We start from the raw sequence: 17,076 nt of genomic DNA on the forward strand, positions 1-17,076 counted from the left end.
CCCGGCGAGCGTCGTCTGTAGATCCACGCCATGCATGGATGGGGTTACGCGGCGGCCCCGCGTTCACTGGTGATGCGCGCACCTTCGCGCATCACCAGGGTCACCGGGGTCTTTTCCACCACCTCCAGCAACCGCTGCCACTGCGCATCGCTCAGCGCGGCGCTGGCATGCAGCACGCGGTGCACATGGAAGCGACCATCCGCGTCACGTTCCGAGCGCAGCTCGGCATGGAACTCGCCCAGTTCCCAGCCCTTGCGCTGCGCATACATGCGCAGGGTGATGGCGGTGCACGCCGCCAGCGAGGCCAGGTACAGGTCGAACGGTGCGAAGCCCTTGCCCTGGCCGCCCAGCGAGGCAGGCTCGTCCGCATCCACATCGAATGTGCCGTTGCTGATGTGGTGCAGGTAGTTGTCGGCGGTCGAAAAAATGCGTGCGTAGGCCATCACGTTCTCCATCTGTCTATAGCGTCGAGCCATGCTCGACCGTTCCCAAGGGCGGCGCCAGCCAGGGTCGGCGCCGCCACGCAATTACCAATTACTCGGTACGATCGTACGAGAACTGGATGCCCGCCGTACCCCCGGTTTCAATGAAGAGGTTCATGAAGGCCGGCACCGTTTCCGAACGGGCCCAGTCGCGCTGCAGCTCGCAGAACAGCTGCGGCACGCTGATCAGCTGGCCACCGGCCTGTTCGATGCGGCGCAACGCGGCATCATGCGCGGCCAGCGAGGTACCGCCGACGGCATCGGCCACCACATACACCTCATAGCCCTCCTTCAACGCATCCAGAGCCGGGAAAGTCAGGCAGGCCTCGGTCCACAGCGCGGTCATGATCAGCTTGCGGCGTCCGGTGGCTTCCACCGCCTTGCGGAACTCGACGTCCTCCCAGGAATTGATGGTGGTGCGGTCGTAGGTGGGGTAGTCGCCCAGCACCTTGCGCAGCTGTGGAATAGGCGGCTTGTTCAGGCCGGTCTTGACGTTGACCGTCGAATGCACGAGCGGCAGACCGTAAGCCACTGCGGCCTTGGCGGTGCCGACGATGTTGTTGACCAGCAGCTGGCGGTCCATCGAGGCGATGGAGTTCACCTGCACCGGCTGGTAGTCGATGATGATGAAGGCGGAATTCTGCGGGGTCAGCAGGTGGTCGCTGACCGGGTCGCGGATCGGTTCACTGGACATGATGGGTCTCCTGGTTCGGGGAAGTGCCGGCGGTCGGCCGGCACCGGGACAGCTCAGCTGCGTTGAGAATCCAACGGTTCGTGGCTCTTCTGCACCTCCTGCGCCTTCAGGTAGCTTTCGATCAGCAACTGGTAGTTCGGGAAGATCTTCGTGTAGACCTCGGCCCATTGCTGGGCATCGTCGCGGTTCCAGGTGCGCTGGATCTCCGAGGCCACCGCGGCGGTGTCCATCGGTACCACGCCGGCCTGCACCACGCGGGCCAGGGTGATCTCCTCGGCCATCTTCGAATAGGTGCCGGACGCGTCGATGACTGCGAACACCTGGTAGCCATCGGCAACGGCGGCGATTGACGGGAAGGCCATGCACACGCTGGTGATGGTGCCGGCAATGATCAGCTGCTTGCGGCCGGTGGCCTTCACTGCGGCAACGAATTCCGGGTTGTCCCAAGCGTTGATCTCACCCTTGCGTGCCACGTACTGGGCATGCGGGGCTGCGTCGTGGATCTCCGGGATCAGCGGGCCGTTCGGGCCCTGCGGAACAGAGGCGGTGGTGATCACCGGCATCTTTGCCAGCGTGGCCATCCTGGCCAGTGCGGTGGCGTGGGCGCGCACGCTGGTGAACGGCATGTCACCGATGGTCTGGAACAGGCCGCTCTGATGGTCGATCAGCAGCATCGTGGCGTTGTCCGGATCGATCACCGGGCGGGCACCGTTGAAGTTGGCGGGGGTACTCATGGTCAGTCTCCCGGAGAAGGTGGGCGATGGCCGGAGGGTGCGGCGGGCCAATACCCGCAGCATTGAAACGATCAGTGCGCGATCTGGCCGAAGCGGCCGCTGTTGAAGTCGTTGACCGCCTGCGCGATCTCGGCCTGGCTGTTCATCACGAACGGGCCGTAGCCCACCACCGGCTCGTCGATCGGCTCACCGCTGAGCAGCAGCACGGTGGCGTCGCTGTCCGCATCGACGAACACGTCTTCGCCGCTGCGGTCGAAGGTGACCAGCTGTGCCTCGCCGACTGGCTGGCCGCTGTTGATCCGCACCGTGCCCTTCAGCACCACCAACGCCAGCGTGCGGCCATCGGCCACCGGCAGCTCGGCGTGATGGCCCTGCCGCAGGCGGATGTCCCAGACATCCATCGGCGTGTGGGTACGCGCCGGACCGGCGTGGTTGTCGAATCGACCGGCGATGACACGCACGCGGCCGGCGCCATCGGGCAGTTCAACCGAGGGGATCTGTGCGTCAAGCAGGGTCTGGTAGCCCGGCGCACCCATCTTGTCCTGCGCGGGCAGGTTCACCCACAGCTGGACCATGTCCAGCGTGCCGCCGCGCCTGCTGAATTCCGGCGTGTGGAATTCCTCGTGGAGGATGCCGGAGGCAGCGGTCATCCACTGCACGTCACCCGGGCCGATGGTGCCGCCGGCCCCGGTTGAATCGCGGTGGGCGACCTCACCTTCATAGACGATGGTGACGGTCTCGAAACCGCGATGCGGATGCTGGCCAACGCCACGCGGGGTATCGCTGGGAGCGAAGGTGTAGGGGCCGGCATAGTCCAGCAGCAGGAACGGGCTCAGGTGCTGGCCGTGGGTGTTGTAGGAAAACATCGAGCGGGCGGGGAATCCGTCGCCCACCCAGTGCGGGCGGGGGGCGCTGTAGGTACCGGTGACACGCTTCATGGCGATCTCCTGGCCGGGGCTGCCGGCCGCTGTTCTTCATTGCGGAGACGATAACGCCGTGACAATTGACCGGGTAGGCGCCGATATTTGCCGTCATAGTCCTATCTGGTGAACAATGGTCGCAGGCCATGAGCCGCAGGAGATCGTCCCGTGTTCATCGCAGATATCCGCCGTTGTGACCTCAACGATCTGTTCTACTTCGCCATGGTGGTCGAGCACGGCGGCTTCTCGCAGGCCGGTCGGGCGCTGGCCATGCCGAAGTCGAAACTGAGCCGGCGTATCGCGCTGCTGGAGGAACGGTTGGGCGTGCGCCTGATCCAGCGTTCGACCCGGCGCTTCTCGGTCACCGAGGTCGGCCAGGACTACTACCGCCATTGCAAGGCCATGCTGGTCGAGGCCGAAGCGGCCGAAGAAGCAATTGCGATGTCACGCGCCGAGCCGCGCGGCACGATCCGCCTGGCGTGCCCGATCGCGATCCTGCATGCACGCATCGGCACGATGTTGGCCGATTTCCTCGCCCTGCACCCGCAGGTGACGGTGCAGCTGGAGGCCACCAACCGGCGCGTCGACGTGGTGGGCGAGGGTGTGGACGTGGCGATCCGGGTGCGACCGCCGCCGCTGGAGGACAGTGACCTGGTGGTACGCGTGCTGGCGCGCCGGGTCTGGTGCACCAGTGCCAGCCCGGCGCTGTTGCAGCGGCTGGGCGCGCCGCAGGTGCCGGCCGATCTGGCGATGATGCCGACTGTTGATCTGGCCTCGCCCAGTCAGCAGCATGTGTGGGAATACAGTGGGCCCGGCGAGGTCCAGGCCAGCGTGCATCACCGCCCGCGGCTGGTCAGCGATGACATGATCGCGTTGCGCGCAGCCGCGGTGGCCGGGGTCGGGCTGTTGATGCTGCCGCGGATGATGATCACCGATGAGTTGGCCAGTGGCGCGCTGGTGCCGGTGCTGCAGGAGTGGGTGCCGAGGCACGGCATCGTGCATGCGGTGTTCCCGTCGCGGCGGGGGCTGCTGCCAGCGGTGCGTGCGTTGATCGGCTACCTCGCCGAGCGTTTCGATGCGTTGGACGAGCCCTAGGTCTTCCATCCACGCATGGCGTGGATCTACTGAACCTGCCATGCGTGGATGATGGTTTGGGGTGCGGCTTGCCGCCTGCGGCTGCGCAGCCCACAATCCACGTCCGGACCGTCGCCATCACGCCCATCATTCCCCGGTCCGGCCTTGGCACCTATGTCTCCCAATGCCCTGGCGCTGGTCGAGCTGCTGATCCGCGAGCGCCGTGCGTTGTCTCGCTTCATCGCGCGCTATCTCGACCCGGCCAGTACCGAGGACACCCTGCAGAACCTGTACCTGAAGGCCAGCAGCGTGCCCGGCGATCCGCCCATCCTCGAGCCGCGCGGCTATCTGTACCGGATGGCCTACCACCACGCGCTCAACCGCAGCCAGTCCGACGCCCGCGAGCGGCGTGCGATGGCCGAGTACGCTGTCGACATGGCCGATGCAGGCCATGATGGCGAGGCCCAGGTGCTGGACCAGGCGCAGCTGCGCGAGATCACCCGGACCATCCTTGCCTTGCCGGCGCAGGTACGCGAGTGCTTCGTGCTCAACCGCTACCTGGGCCTGAGCGAGCGCGAGATCGCCGCCAGGCTGGGTATTTCCAAGAGCCTGGTCGGCAAGAATGTGCTGCGCGCGGCGCTGTTGATCCAGCAGCATCAGCAGGGAGTGCATTGATGAGCTGCGATTGCCGTGGGCAGATCGCGCCCGCCGTTGTCACAACAGGAAGGCGCACCCGTTCGTGGTGCGGCAGGCCACAACCATGAACACGTCCGAACCCTCGCCGCGTCAGGCCAGGCAGGCGTTGCGCTGGGTGATCCGGTGCAGTGCAGGCCCGCTGCCGGAACGTCAGCAACGAACCCTGCAGCGCTGGCTGCAGGCCGATCCCCGCCATGCGCTGGCATGGCGCCAGCAGCAGGCCTTCTGGCAGGGCCTGGATGCCGCCGGGCCCGAGGTGCTGGCCGCGCTGCCCGGGTTGACGGCTGATCGCCAAGGGTTGCGCCCGATCGCGTCGCGCCGCCGCCTGCCGTGGCTGCTGGCCAGTGCTGCCGCAGTGGTGCTGATGGTTGCCGCTGCGCCACACGCGCTGCTGCTGGCACGCAGTGACCTGCACAGCAGCGATGCACCGCGCATGGTGCAGCTGGAGGACGGCAGCACCGCCGTACTCGATGCGGGCACCGCATTGGCGGTTGAGTTCGATGGTCAGCGGCGGCACCTGCGCCTGCTGCGCGGCCAGGCCTGGTTCCAGGTGGTGCATGAACAGCGACCGTTCCAGGTCGAGGCCGGCGGTGGCCAGATCCGTGACATCGGCACCACCTTCAGCGTGTCGATGCGGGACACCACGGTCGTGACTCAGGTCAGCGAGGGCGTGGTCGATGTGCGCCCAGGCGATGGCAGCGTGCAGCGCCTGCATGCCGGGCAGGCACGGGTGTTCCGTGACGGTCGCTGGCTGCGGCCGGTGCAGCTGGAAGATCTCGAGACGATGGCGCCGTGGCGGCGTGGCGAGGTAGTGATCGACGATCAGCCGGCCGCGCAGGCCATCGCTGATCTCGCGCGCTACCGTCGTGCACCGGTCTGGGTACTGGGCGGGCAGGGCGCGGACTTACGGGTCAGTGGTCTGTTCCATCTGCAGCAACCGGAGGCCGCCATCGATGCGGTGGCCGCGCAGGCAGGGCTGCGTGTGCAGCGCTTGCCCGGCGGCGCGCTGGTGGTGTGGTGAGGCTCGCGCAATGCCCGGATGAACCGGTCGCATGAAAAAAACATTAAAAAACCGTGGGCACTCGCTGTGCCCTGCTGTCTATAGAGGTATAGCCAGAGCGAAACACCGTTTCTCCTCTAGCCAGACATGCCACCGGCACCGGATGTGCCCGTGGTTCCGCCACGCTTGAGGAGTTCCTGTCCATGCCGTCCACGGCATCCGCCTGTCATCGTCGCGTCACCGCCCTGGCCCTGGCCATCTCCACTGCATTGCTGCCGTTGGCCTGGGCGCCCGGCGTGCAGGCGCAACCGGCGGTCGTCGCGCCGTTGCGCCAGTACACGATTCCGGAACAGCCCCTGGCCGACGCTGTGCGTGCCTTTGGCCGCCAGGCCGATGTGCAGGTGGTGTTCCGCAGTGACCTGGTGGAGGGCCGCCGCTCCAGTGCGGTGAAAGGCGAGTACAGCCAGATGCAGGCGCTGCAGCAGCTGTTGCGCGGGAGTGGCGTGCGCGCACAGCGCGGCATGGACGGCACCTGGAGCCTGCGGGCCGCAGTGGAGGCGGGTGAAGGGGAAGGGGTGCGGGTAACCGAGACTCTGGACGTGGCCGGTCGCCTGCAGTCGGAAGGGGGCGAGGCGCGTGATCGGCGCGGCTACGATGATGTGTTCGCGCTGGACCTGACCACGGCGTATTCGGGGCGCGACCGGGTGGAGCGCTACCGCGGCTCCAACCCGGCCGACGTGGTCAAGGATCTGGTCGGTGTGTTCAGTGGCGATGCGCGCAACAGCGGCGCACTGGACATCAACATCCGCGGCATCCAGGGCCCGGGGCGGGTGCCGGTCAGCATCGACGGTGGCGAACAGGCGCTCACGGTCTGGCGCGGCTACAACGGCGTCAGCAACCGCAATTACATCGATCCCAACCTGATGGGTGGCATCCAGGTCATCAAGGGGCCAGGGCTGGTGCGCGATGTGCACCGCGGGATCGGTGGCGCGCTGGTGATCAAGACCATCGACGTCGATGACATCGTGGAAACGGGTGAGCGCTTCGGCGGGGAGCTGAAGATCGAAGGCAGCAGCAATGCGGTGGCGCCACGCCTGCCGCGGCTGCACACCGGCGAGGATTACCGCACCGTGCCGGGGTTCCCGCAGGGCTCGCCGAACTCGCCCTACGACGACCGCACCCTGGTGGTGCCGGTGAAGTCGCGCAGTGGCAACAACCCCTTCGATGGCGAGGACCAGGCCTGGCGCCTGGCGCTGGGCGTGCGTGGCGACAACGTCGACCTGATGGCCGCCTATGCCTGGCGCAAGCGCGGCAACTACTTCTCCGGGTCCAACGGTAGCGCCTACTACGACCAGGACCGGCGCGAGCAGTTCGAGTACCAGGGCATCGATTACATCACCACGCTGGCGCGCTACTTCAAGCCCGGCGATGAAGTGCCCAATACTTCCAGCGAACAGGAGTCCTGGCTGGTCAAGGGCAGCTGGCAGATCAACGATGACCAGCGGTTGAAGGCGACCTGGCGGCGAACGCTGTCGCACTATGGCGAGATCATGCCGTCGCGCATCCTGTCGGCACCGGACTATGGGCGCATCCAGTGGCCGCTCAGCCGGGTTGCGTCCGATGCCTGGAACCTGGAGTACCGCTTCCAGCCGGCCGGCAGCCGCTGGCTGGACCTCTACGTCAACCTGTGGCGCACGGAGACAGACAGCGATACCTACACTGCAGGCGGCTTCCCGAACTTCGCGCCAGGCAACCCGGCATGGAACCCGGACGCAAGCCCGATCCTGCGCAACACCGCGTTGGCCAATGCGCGCAACGACCGCACCGGCCTGACCCTGAGCAACCGCTTCGCGCTGCATTCCACCCTCGACCTGACCGTGGGTGGCAACTGGCAATACGAAAAGCTCGGCTCGCGCGACCCGTATTTCGGCCCGTCCGACGGCTGGCGCATGTACCCGCGTGCCGGCCGTCGCCAGGAGGGCGAGGGCTACCTCACTCTGGAATGGCGTCCGGTCGACTTCCTGACCCTCAATGCCGGCGTGCGTTACAGCCGTTACTGGGCGTTCGACGACTTCCTGCAGGCCCACCCGGAACTGCAGACGACCTCGATCGTGCCGCGCGAAGCGCAGTACCGGGTGAATGAACTGCCGCCGCGGCCGGACAGCCTGCAGGGCGAGATCGACGCACTCGAGAGTGAGCGGGAATTCTGGGACAGCATCGGCATGGGCTGGATCGTCGATCAGTCGCTGGCCGACCTGCTGCGCAAGTACGAGACACCCAGGGAGGTCCAGCACGGCATTCCCTGGTTGCCCGATGCAAACGGTAACTACAGCCGAGCCACCAATCCCTGCCTCAACGGCCAGGTCGCCGCCATCCCCGGGCTGCTGCCGATGGTCCTCGGCACCGACATCCGCTGCAGGATCGGGGGCGGGGCGATGCAGTCGGTGGCCGGGCGCAACGAACGGCACCGCGATCACGCCTGGTTGCCGACGTTCTCGGCGACTGTGCGTTTCTCGCCGGCCGCTCGTGCCTATCTGCGCTACAGCGAGGCGGTGCGCTTCCCCAGCATGTTCGAAAGCACCATTGCGTTCTCCAGCAGCCTCAATCCGCTGTATCCACTCAAGCCGGAGCATGCCTACAACTACGAGCTGGGGTACGTGCACAACCTTTCCGGGCTGTTCGGCAACACCGCCGATGCCGACGTCAAGCTGGCCTACTACGTGCACAAGACCCGCAATGTCATCGAGCGTGATGCGTACTTCATGTTCGACAACATCGACAAGCAGACCATCCGCGGCATCGAGCTGCAGGCGCGCTTCGACAACCGGCGCTTCTTCACCGATCTGGGCATCAGCCGCATCCTTGAAAACGAAGTCTGCGATGAAAGCTCGGCGGTACGGCTGGATGCGGACCAGGGGCGGGTGCCCAACTGCGTCCAGGATGGCTTCGTCAGCGGCTATCTGCTGACCCAGGCCACGCCGAAGCTGTCGGTGAACTGGTCACTCGGCACCCGCCTGTTCGATGAGCGCCTGGAGCTGGGCAGCCGCATCGTGCACTACCAGCGGCACGACAATCCGGACCTGCAGGCCTACCGCGACCGCCTGATCGCCGGGGGCAGCAGCCTGCTCTGGCAGAACGTGCCCTTCACCTGGGGAAACATCACCACGGTGGATGCCTACGCCCGCTGGCGTTTCAACCAGCACGCCAGCGTCGAGCTGGTCGGCAGCAATCTCGGCAACCGCTATTACGTCGACCCGGCAACACGCTCAACGCTTCCAGCACCGGGCCGCACGATCAAGCTTGGCATCACCGCACGCTTCTGAGTCCGCATTCGACAGGGAGAATCAACCGTGAAACAGCCCCGCACCCTTGTACTTTCGATCGGCCTGCTGGCTTCCATGCCGGTCATGGCTGCCGACATCGCTGGCGGGCAGAGCCCGGCCCAGGACGGCGTCCATTACATCAACGCAGGCGAATCGACACTCAATGCCGGTCCGCACCGTTCCGGTCGCGCAGGCATTTCGTTGGGGCCGTATGCCAACGCGGCGCGAGTGGACGTCGCCGGCCTTGTGCCCTACGCCACCACGGTGGTGCGTGGCGCAACCACGGTCCGCATGCTGGACCCGGACGCAGGCCTGCCGTTCGCCACCGCTGGCGTGGGCCACTTCAGCTTCGTGCAGGTGGGCACTGCAGATGTCTGGTTCGGTGAATGGTCATCCAGCGGCGCGCAGGCGGGCTTCAATCACCGCCAGGTGTTCTTCGTCGGTGACCGTGCCGGTACTTCGCTGCCAGCAGGCATCGTGACCTACACCTTGGCTGGCATCAACCGCTTTGATGGCAGCGGCGTGCTGGAAGGCGCACTGCGGGCGAATTTCGATACCGGCACCGTCACCGCCGGCCTGGTCGGGACCGGATACAGGCTCGCCGCGAGCGGCACGCTGGATCGCGCCACCGGTGCGTTCAGCGGTTCGGCCATCGCCAATGGTTCGATCATCGGTACCAGCAGCGGCCAGTTCTTCGGCGCCGGTGCCAGTGCGGTGACCGGCATCGCAACCTTTGCCGGCAACAGCCAGTTCGATACGTCCTTCGGCGGTCAGCGCAACTGATCCGCCGCCGTTCCTTTTTGTGTTGTACCCGTAGTTCCCTCAACCCAAGGAGCAATACCATGAAAATGATCAACCGTTCCCTGTTGGCCGTCGCCGCTGCACTGGCCCTGGCCGGCACTGCGCAGGCGGCCGACATCGTCGGCGCTGCCAGCCCGGCGACCGATGCGCAGCTGTACGTCAAGGTGGGTGCGTCGGAAGTCAACGGCGGCCCGCACTCGGCCGGCAAGGCCGGTATCGGCGTTGGCACCGTGTCCAATGCCAAGCCGGTCGATTTCCAGGGCCTGGCGGCCTACTCGGCCCCGACCACCGTCAATGGTGTCACCGTACGCACGCTGGCCATGCCGATCACCGGTACCCCTGGCAGCCATTCCGGCATGGGCCACTTCAACTTCGTGAAGGTCGGCAGCGGCGATGTGTGGTTCGGCGAGTGGTCCAAGGATGGCGCCGCTGGTGGCTTCAACAACCGCCAGGTCTATTTCGTCGGTGACCGTGCCGGCACCACGCTGCCGGCCGGCGTGGCCACCTACAGCGTGGCAGGCCTGAACAAGTTCAATGGCAGCAACCTGCTGTCGGGTACGTTCCGCGCCAACTTCGGCAATGGCACCCTGCTCGGTGGCCTGAGCGGTGGCGGCCTGTCGATCAACGTCAACGCCAACATCAACAGCGCCAACGCCTCGTTCGCCGGCACCGCCACCGCCAACGGCAGCGTTGCCGGCACCACCCAGGGCCAGTTCTTCGGCGCCAACGCGGCCACCCTGGCCGGTATCGCCACCTTCAGCGGCAACAGCCAGTACGACACCGCCTTCGGCGGCAGCAAGAACTGATCGCCACGCCCCTGACGGGGCAGGGCAGGGACAAGCCGCGATCCGCCAGTCCCTGCTTCGGCCCGCTGCATGCATCACCACGGATCGACCATGCGCCATTCCATCTTCCTTGTCGTACTGCTGTTGGCCGCCACCGATGTGCGCGCCCAGCAGGACGATCTTCGACGCGTGCTTGAACAGGGCACTGAGCTGCGCCACCAGCAGCAGGACCAGCAGCGCCTGCAGCAGGCCGAGTCGGAGCGGCCAACCATCACCATCGACGGCCAGACGCTGCGCGTGGAGCGCACCGTCGATGATCTGGGCCAGGCTCTCTACCAGTCTCTGCAGCATCAGCAATGGCAGGCCGCCGCTGCGTTTCTCGACGAGTACATCGAACTGCCTGGGCATGATCCCCTGCTGCGCCACCATGCGCAGGGAGCGCTGGCACGGGTGGCCGGCAACCATCGTCGCGCGGCGAAGGAGTACGAAGCCCTGCTGGCTGCGCAGCCGGATTTTCTGCCAGCCCGCCTCGAGCTGGCGCGTGTCTATGCGGAAGACCAGCGCGATCGCGATGCGGCCGCGCTGTTCACAGCCATCGCTGCAGGCATCAATGCCGATGATCCGGCCACGGCCGGCGTCCGCGCGCGCGTGGACGGTTACCTGAGTGCCCTGCAGGCGCGCCAGCGTTGGAAAGGCGCGTTGTCCGCCGGCCCGGCATGGAGTGACAACATCAACCGCAGCTCGGCCAGCCGCACCTGCCTGTTCGGCGTGGGCGACGCCTGCATCATCGAACGGAAACTGCCGGACGCCCAGCGCGCGGCGGGCCTCGACTACGACGCCAGCCTGGAACGGCGCTGGGTGCTCGGCGGGCATCATGGGCTGTACGTGCGCGGTCTCGCCTTCGGCCAGGCATGGCGCGGGCACAGTGCGTACAACGAGCTCAATGCCAACGTGCAGGCGGGTTACAGCTGGCGTAGTGCACGGCAGACCGTGATGCTCGCCCCCAGCCATGACTACCAGGGCCTGGGCAACCATGCGCTGCAGGGCGGCAGCGGCGTGCACGCGGAATGGCAGTACGCCCTGGATGCACGCAGCCTGCTCAAGCTGGAGGCTGACTGGAAGCGCCAGCGCTATCGCCAGCAGGGCCTTGCCAGCAACTACGACGGCGAGCTGGCATCGCTGTACGCCACCTGGTTCCGCGCGCTCAATCCACGCTGGACGGTCTTCGCCGGGCTGGATGTCACCGACAGCAGCGCAGCCGACCCGGCCAACGGCTACCGCCAGCGCGGCCTGCGGCTGGGCGCGGCGCGGCAGTGGAGTGGCACCACGGCCACCGTATTCGTGTCGCTGCGCCAGCGCGACTACGACACCTGGAGTCCGTTGCTGGAGGCGCGCAGGCAGGACGACGAACAGAACCTGATCGCCATCGTGCGCAGCGAGCGCCTGGCCGTGGCCGGGCTGGTACCCAGCCTGAGCCTGCGCTACGCGCGCATCGACAGCAACGTCGGCTGGCTGTACAGCCACGACCGCAGCCTGCTCAGCCTGAAGTGGGAACGGGCCTTCTGAACGCGGCGTTGCAATGCCGCGGTGAACGCGCCGTGGCCGCGACCTTCATCCATCATCACGCGCTCTTGTAGCCCGGTTCGCGCATCCTGCGGGCGTTGCGGCAGAGGTGGGCCGCGTGTATCGAGGAGCGCCGGTCGTGCTGGAAGCGGGCAACAAACCAGAGGGCCTGAAAGGGCTGCGTGTACTGGTGGCGGAGGATGAATTCGCCATCGCGATGTTCCTGGTCGACTATCTGGAGCTGAAAGGCGCACAGGTGGTGGGGCCTGCCGGTGACCTGCAGGCGTTGGGGCAGCTGGTCGATACCCATCCCATCGATGTGGCGTTGCTGGACATCAACCTGGGCGGTGAGCAGGTCTATCCGCTGGCCGATCGGCTGGCCGAGGCGGGTACCCCCTTCCTGCTGACCTCCGGTTACGACGACAACCTGCCCAGCCGCTTCGCCAGCGCGCCGCGCTGTACCAAGCCGTATCACATTGAAGCCCTGGTGCAGCAGCTGGCCGGGCTGGTGGCGACGCCGCAGGTCTCTGCGGGCATCGCCTGATCGCGCGGCATGTCGCGCCGTCCTGAAGGCATCCGCGCCACCGAGCTGTGTGGCGGCATGCCACCTGCAGCGCACCCGCACGGGCGCCACGATGGCATGGCTGCGCGGATCGCCCGCCATGACTGGTCATCCACGCCGCTGGGAGCGTATGAGCGGTGGCCGCCACACCTGCGCGCCACCGTCGACCTGATGCTGGCGCATGGTTTCCCGATGATCGTGCTGTGGGGCGAGCAGCTGGTGCAGCTCTACAACGATGGCTATGCCGAGATCCTGGCCGACAAGCATCCCGGCGGACTCGGCCAGCCGACCCGTGAATGCTGGCCCGAGGTGTGGCATATCAACGGGCCGATCTACCAGCGCGTCTGGCAGGGCGAAACCATCACTTACGAGGACAAACTCTATCCCCTCGCGCGCCGCGGGCGGTTGGAGGATGTGTGGTTCACCATTACCTACAGCCCCATCCGTGGCGAAGAGGGGCGCGTCAGCGGCGTGCTGGTCACCATGTTCGAGACGACGGCGGCGCATGTGGCCCAGTCGGCCCGCGAACGCGAAGAGCAGAAGCGGCGGGAGGCGGACCGCCGCCTGGCATTGGCCTTCAAGGTACTGCCGGTGGGCGTCTGCATCGTCGATGCCGAGGGGTGCCTGCAGCTCTCCAACGACCAGATGCGCACCTACCTTCCCACCGGCAAGGTGCCCTCCACGGATCTGCCCAACCACCACCGCTGGCAGGGATGGCACCCCGACGGCTCGCGCATCGAACCCAGGGATTTCGCCATAGCCAGGGCCTTGCGCGGTGAGACGGTAGTGCCCGGGCTGGAGTTCCAGTTCAAGCATGACGACGGGCGCGCGCGCTGGACCCGTGTGGCCGCCGCGCCGCTGCGCGATGCAGACGGCGAGGTGACGGGCGTATTCGCCATCGCTGTGGACATCGACGATCTCAAGCGTGCCACCGAGCGCCAATCGGTACTGCTGGCCGAACTGCAGCACCGGGTGCGCAACATCATGTCGACCATCCATGCCATTGCCTGGCGGACCCGTGAGTCGGTCAGCAGTGTGGATGATTACGCTGAACGGTTGTGCGGACGATTGATGTCGCTGGCGCGCACGCAGAGCCTGCTTACCCGTGGCGCCAATGCCGGGGTCTGCCTGCGTGGCATGCTCGATGAGGAGATCGCAGCGCAGACGCCGGTCACCGCCGCCTATCACCTGCAGGGCGAGGATGTACTGCTGCCACCGAAGGCGGCCGAAGTGCTGTCCCTGGCGATCCACGAATTGGCGACCAACGCCCTGCGGCATGGTGCGCTGACCCATGAAGATGGCCGGATCGACGTGTCCTGGCACCTGCAGGTGCAGGACGGACAGCCATGGCTGGGCCTGCACTGGTGTGAACGCCATGCCGCCGTGGAAGACTGGGAGCTGCCGCGCCAGCGCGGCCTGGGCCGTGCGCTGATCGAGCAGCGCGTGCCCTATGAGCTGGCCGGCAGTGGTGAACTGCACTTCGATCCGCAGGGGCTGGATGCCTGGATCCGCTTCCCACTGCGCGAGCGTGACAGCCTGCTGCAGACCGATGCGCCACAGACCGGCTCCGGCGCGTGAAACGGCATTTATATCCAATTTGGCCAAATTGGGTATAGTGGCCATTATCCACTTCTGCCTGGAGCCGTGCCATGACCCTGCCACTGGATCTGCCTGGACTTGAGAAGGCCCCGGCCTCGTCTGTGAAGACCAGGGGCTGGCCGAGCCTGATGCGTACCGTGCGTGAGAAGCAGGCGCTGGTCATCACCAACCACAACCACCCCGAAGCGGTGATCGTGGATATCCGCACCTACCAAGAGCTGTTGGCCAAGGCTGCCGGCAGCGATGCCGGTGAGCGCAGTGAAGAACTGCTGCGCCTGCGCGGCGAATTCGACCAGACCCTGGCTGGCCTGCAGCGCGGTGAGGGGCTGGGCAAGGTGCTGGGCCAGCCGATCCGCCGCGGCCGCAAGGTCACCCTCGGCCGTCCGCTCTGACCGATGGGGCGGATCCTGGTGCTGGCCGGCGTCAACGGCGCCGGCAAGAGTTCGCTGCTGGGAACCTGGCTGGAAGCCGAAGGGCTGGGCTGGTTCAACCCCGATTCGTTCACCCGCCGCCTGGTAGAGGCGGGCTGGCCGCTGCCCGACGCCAATGCCGAGGCCTGGCAGGAAGGCACCCGCCGCCTGCGCCAGGCCATGGCCGATGGCACGGACTTCGCCTTCGAGACCACGCTGGGCGGCAACACCGTTCCGCGCCTGCTGCGCGAGGCCTGCGAGCACCATCACGTCGCGATCTGGTTCTGTGGCCTGGCCACGGTGGACCTGCACATTGCCCGTGTTGCAGCGCGGGTGGCCGCCGGCGGCCATGACATTCCGGTGGAGAAGATCCACGCCCGCTTCGATTCGGCACGCGAGAACCTGCTGGAACTGCTGCCACACCTGGCCGAGCTGCATGTCTACGACAACAGCGCTCCCGCCGGCGCCGACGGCTGCGTCGAGCCGCTGCCGGTGCTGGCGATGGCGCACGGCCAGCTGCAGTACCCGGTCTCGGTGGCCGAGCTGCTGCACACGCCGGACTGGGCCAAACCCATCGTAATGCGTGCGATGGAGTTGAACGCTGCGCGCGATTGAGGGCGCGTACGTTGTAGAGCCGAGCCCACGCTCGGCTGATCCCCCGAAAGGCAGCCGCGCGCGGGCTTGGCCGTACAACGCCGGCTTCGGCGAGCCTCAGGCCGGCTTCACCTGCTCGGGCTCCGCAACGTCCGGCAGCGGCGGCAAGATCGGGTCCACCGTCACCGGCACATCGCTCTTCAGCAGTGCGGCGGCTTCCTTGTCGCTGCCGACCGCCGGCGGTGAACCGCGCAGCGGCAGGCCAGCGGTCTCCTTCACGAACAGCATGGTGACCAGGCCGATCACTGCCGCGCCCATCAGGTAGTAGGCCGGCACCAGCGGATCGCCGGTACGTTCCACCAGCCATGCGGTCACCAGTGGCGTGGTGCCACCGAACAGCGACACCGACACATTGAAGGCGATCGACAGTGCGCTGTAGCGCACCGGGGTATAGAACAGCGCCGGCAGCGTGGACGGCATCGAGCTGGTGAAGCACACCAGTGCCAGGCCCAGCAGCATCAGGCCGAGGAAGATCAGCCAGTCGTTGCCGCTACCGATCAGCAGCAGGCAGGGTACGGCCAGCACCAGCAGCGCGATGCAGGCACCGATGATCATCGGGCGACGGCCAAGCTTGTCACTGAACAATCCGCCGACAATGTTCAGCGGCATCATCACCAGCATCACGATGATGATCAGCAGCAGGCCCTTGCTCTCGGCATAGCCCATGGTGACGCTGAGGTAGCTGGGCATGTAGGTCAGCAGCATGTAGTCGGTCACGTTGAACACCAGCACCAGGCCCATGCAGACCAGCAACTGGCGGCCATGTATCTGGAACAGCGCGGCGAGCCCGGGCCGGTCGTGCTCGCGCTTCTCGGCTTCCTCGGCGAAGGCGCGGAAGGCCGGCGTTTCCTCCAGTTTCATGCGCATGTACAGGCCGAGCAGGCCCAGCGGCCCGGCCACCAGGAATGGAATGCGCCAGCCCCAGTCCAGCATCTGTTCGCTGCTCAACAGCATGTGCAGCGCGGTCACGGTTCCGGCGCCGGCGATGTAGCCGCCCAGCGTGCCGAACTCCAGCCAGCTGCCCATCAGGCCGCGGTTGCGGTCGGTGGAATACTCGGCGATGAAGGTGGCCGCACCGCCGTACTCGCCGCCGGTGGAGAATCCCTGCACCACACGTGCCAGCAGCAACAGCACCGGTGCCCAGATGCCGATGCGCTCGTAGGAGGGAATCAAGCCGATCGAGAACGTGCCCAGCGCCATCAGGATCATGGTGAACGCCAGCACTTTCTGGCGCCCATAACGGTCGCCGAGCGGGCCGAACACCAGGCCGCCGAGTGGACGCACCAGGAATGCCACGGTGAAGGTGGCGAAGGCGGCGATCACCTGTGCCGTGGGGTTGCTGGACGGGAAGAACACCTGGCCGATGGTGACGGCCAGATAGCCGTAGACACCGAAGTCGAACCACTCCATGGCATTGCCAAGTGCGGCGGCGCCCACGGCGCGCTTGAGCATGGGCTTGTCGACGACGGTGATCTCATCGACCTTCAGGTGGCGGCGGCGTTTGAACCAGCCGAAGTGGGCATGGGAATCGGGCGTGTCCTGCATAGGGGCTCCCTTGTAGGTATGGAATAGGGGAATGGGTGCTGTGGTGTATCCCGGAAATCGGAAACGGCGATGCAGGCGCAAGTGGCGCAGGGGCATCGGAAGGCGGCGTGGGGGCCGGGGGAATGTGTGCAGGCGCAACGCCACGCGCACGGCAAAGCACCGCCGCAGGGGCGGAGACGCGAAAACGGGATCACAGCGGCCGAGCAGTCAGCGGCCAGGTATCACATCAGCGTA

16 protein-coding genes are annotated in these 17,076 nt (G+C 66.5%); 11 read left to right on the top strand and 5 right to left on the bottom strand.

Annotation, left to right across the window (positions count from 1 at the left end):
• Positions 1–44: 44 nt before the first annotated feature.
• From R5H29_RS19200 to R5H29_RS19215, 4 genes are all read right to left on the bottom strand, one after another.
• The gene (locus tag R5H29_RS19200; protein WP_332329632.1) at positions 45–443 is read right to left on the bottom strand and encodes an OsmC family protein; all 399 of its coding nucleotides are present in this window, start codon (positions 441–443) and stop codon (positions 45–47) included.
• Between the two features lie 91 nt (positions 444–534).
• Positions 535–1,176 carry a hydrolase gene (locus tag R5H29_RS19205; RefSeq protein ID WP_332329633.1) on the bottom strand — a complete coding sequence of 214 codons (642 nt, stop codon included), beginning with the start codon at positions 1,174–1,176 and terminating at the stop codon, positions 535–537.
• A gap of 53 nt (positions 1,177–1,229) precedes the next feature.
• Complete coding sequence (locus R5H29_RS19210) at positions 1,230–1,910, bottom strand: hydrolase (RefSeq protein ID WP_332329634.1); 681 nt, start codon at positions 1,908–1,910, stop codon at positions 1,230–1,232.
• A gap of 71 nt (positions 1,911–1,981) precedes the next feature.
• Complete coding sequence (locus tag R5H29_RS19215; protein WP_227844269.1) at positions 1,982–2,848, bottom strand: pirin family protein; 867 nt, start codon at positions 2,846–2,848, stop codon at positions 1,982–1,984.
• A 150-nt stretch (positions 2,849–2,998) separates the two neighbouring features.
• On the opposite strand from R5H29_RS19215, the gene R5H29_RS19220 reads away from it, so the two are divergent.
• The 11 genes from R5H29_RS19220 to R5H29_RS19270 all read left to right on the top strand — a co-directional run bounded on the left by R5H29_RS19220 (position 2,999) and on the right by R5H29_RS19270 (position 15,258).
• Positions 2,999–3,925 (top strand): LysR family transcriptional regulator, encoded by a 927-nt coding sequence (locus R5H29_RS19220; RefSeq protein ID WP_332329635.1) that lies wholly within the window; start codon positions 2,999–3,001, stop codon positions 3,923–3,925.
• Between the two features lie 153 nt (positions 3,926–4,078).
• The gene (locus R5H29_RS19225) at positions 4,079–4,579 is read left to right on the top strand and encodes an RNA polymerase sigma factor (protein WP_332329636.1); all 501 of its coding nucleotides are present in this window, start codon (positions 4,079–4,081) and stop codon (positions 4,577–4,579) included.
• An 85-nt stretch (positions 4,580–4,664) separates the two neighbouring features.
• Positions 4,665–5,621, top strand: a complete 957-nt coding sequence (locus tag R5H29_RS19230; protein WP_332329637.1) for a FecR domain-containing protein — start codon at positions 4,665–4,667, stop codon at positions 5,619–5,621.
• A gap of 182 nt (positions 5,622–5,803) precedes the next feature.
• Positions 5,804–8,923, top strand: coding sequence for a TonB-dependent receptor domain-containing protein (locus R5H29_RS19235; protein WP_332329638.1), 3,120 nt, complete (start codon positions 5,804–5,806; stop codon positions 8,921–8,923).
• Positions 8,924–8,950: 27 nt separating this feature from the next.
• Complete coding sequence (locus R5H29_RS19240) at positions 8,951–9,706, top strand: Slam-dependent surface lipoprotein (RefSeq protein WP_332329639.1); 756 nt, start codon at positions 8,951–8,953, stop codon at positions 9,704–9,706.
• Between the two features lie 59 nt (positions 9,707–9,765).
• Positions 9,766–10,530 carry a Slam-dependent surface lipoprotein gene (locus R5H29_RS19245; RefSeq protein WP_019659846.1) on the top strand — a complete coding sequence of 255 codons (765 nt, stop codon included), beginning with the start codon at positions 9,766–9,768 and terminating at the stop codon, positions 10,528–10,530.
• Between the two features lie 90 nt (positions 10,531–10,620).
• A complete protein-coding gene (locus tag R5H29_RS19250) occupies positions 10,621–12,075 on the top strand; it encodes a surface lipoprotein assembly modifier (protein WP_332329640.1) in 1,455 nt (484 codons plus the stop codon).
• 136 nt (positions 12,076–12,211) lie between these two features.
• Positions 12,212–12,616, top strand: coding sequence for a response regulator (locus R5H29_RS19255; RefSeq protein WP_019659844.1), 405 nt, complete (start codon positions 12,212–12,214; stop codon positions 12,614–12,616).
• Between the two features lie 9 nt (positions 12,617–12,625).
• Entirely contained in the window at positions 12,626–14,212 is a 1,587-nt protein-coding gene (locus tag R5H29_RS19260; protein WP_332329641.1) for a PAS domain-containing protein, read from the top strand.
• 71 nt (positions 14,213–14,283) lie between these two features.
• On the top strand, positions 14,284–14,625 hold the full coding sequence (locus R5H29_RS19265) for a type II toxin-antitoxin system prevent-host-death family antitoxin (RefSeq protein WP_010485378.1): 342 nt from the start codon (positions 14,284–14,286) through the stop codon (positions 14,623–14,625).
• A 3-nt stretch (positions 14,626–14,628) separates the two neighbouring features.
• Positions 14,629–15,258 carry an AAA family ATPase gene (locus R5H29_RS19270; protein ID WP_180876758.1) on the top strand — a complete coding sequence of 210 codons (630 nt, stop codon included), beginning with the start codon at positions 14,629–14,631 and terminating at the stop codon, positions 15,256–15,258.
• 96 nt (positions 15,259–15,354) lie between these two features.
• Here R5H29_RS19270 and proP read toward each other — a convergent pair whose 3' ends face one another.
• The gene (proP, locus tag R5H29_RS19275) at positions 15,355–16,842 is read right to left on the bottom strand and encodes a glycine betaine/L-proline transporter ProP (protein WP_332329642.1); all 1,488 of its coding nucleotides are present in this window, start codon (positions 16,840–16,842) and stop codon (positions 15,355–15,357) included.
• Between the last annotated feature and the right edge of the window lie 234 nt (positions 16,843–17,076).

Origin of the sequence: Stenotrophomonas sp. A3_2, from assembly GCF_036624925.1 — a bacterium.
Lineage (GTDB): Bacteria > Pseudomonadota > Gammaproteobacteria > Xanthomonadales > Xanthomonadaceae > Stenotrophomonas > Stenotrophomonas hibiscicola.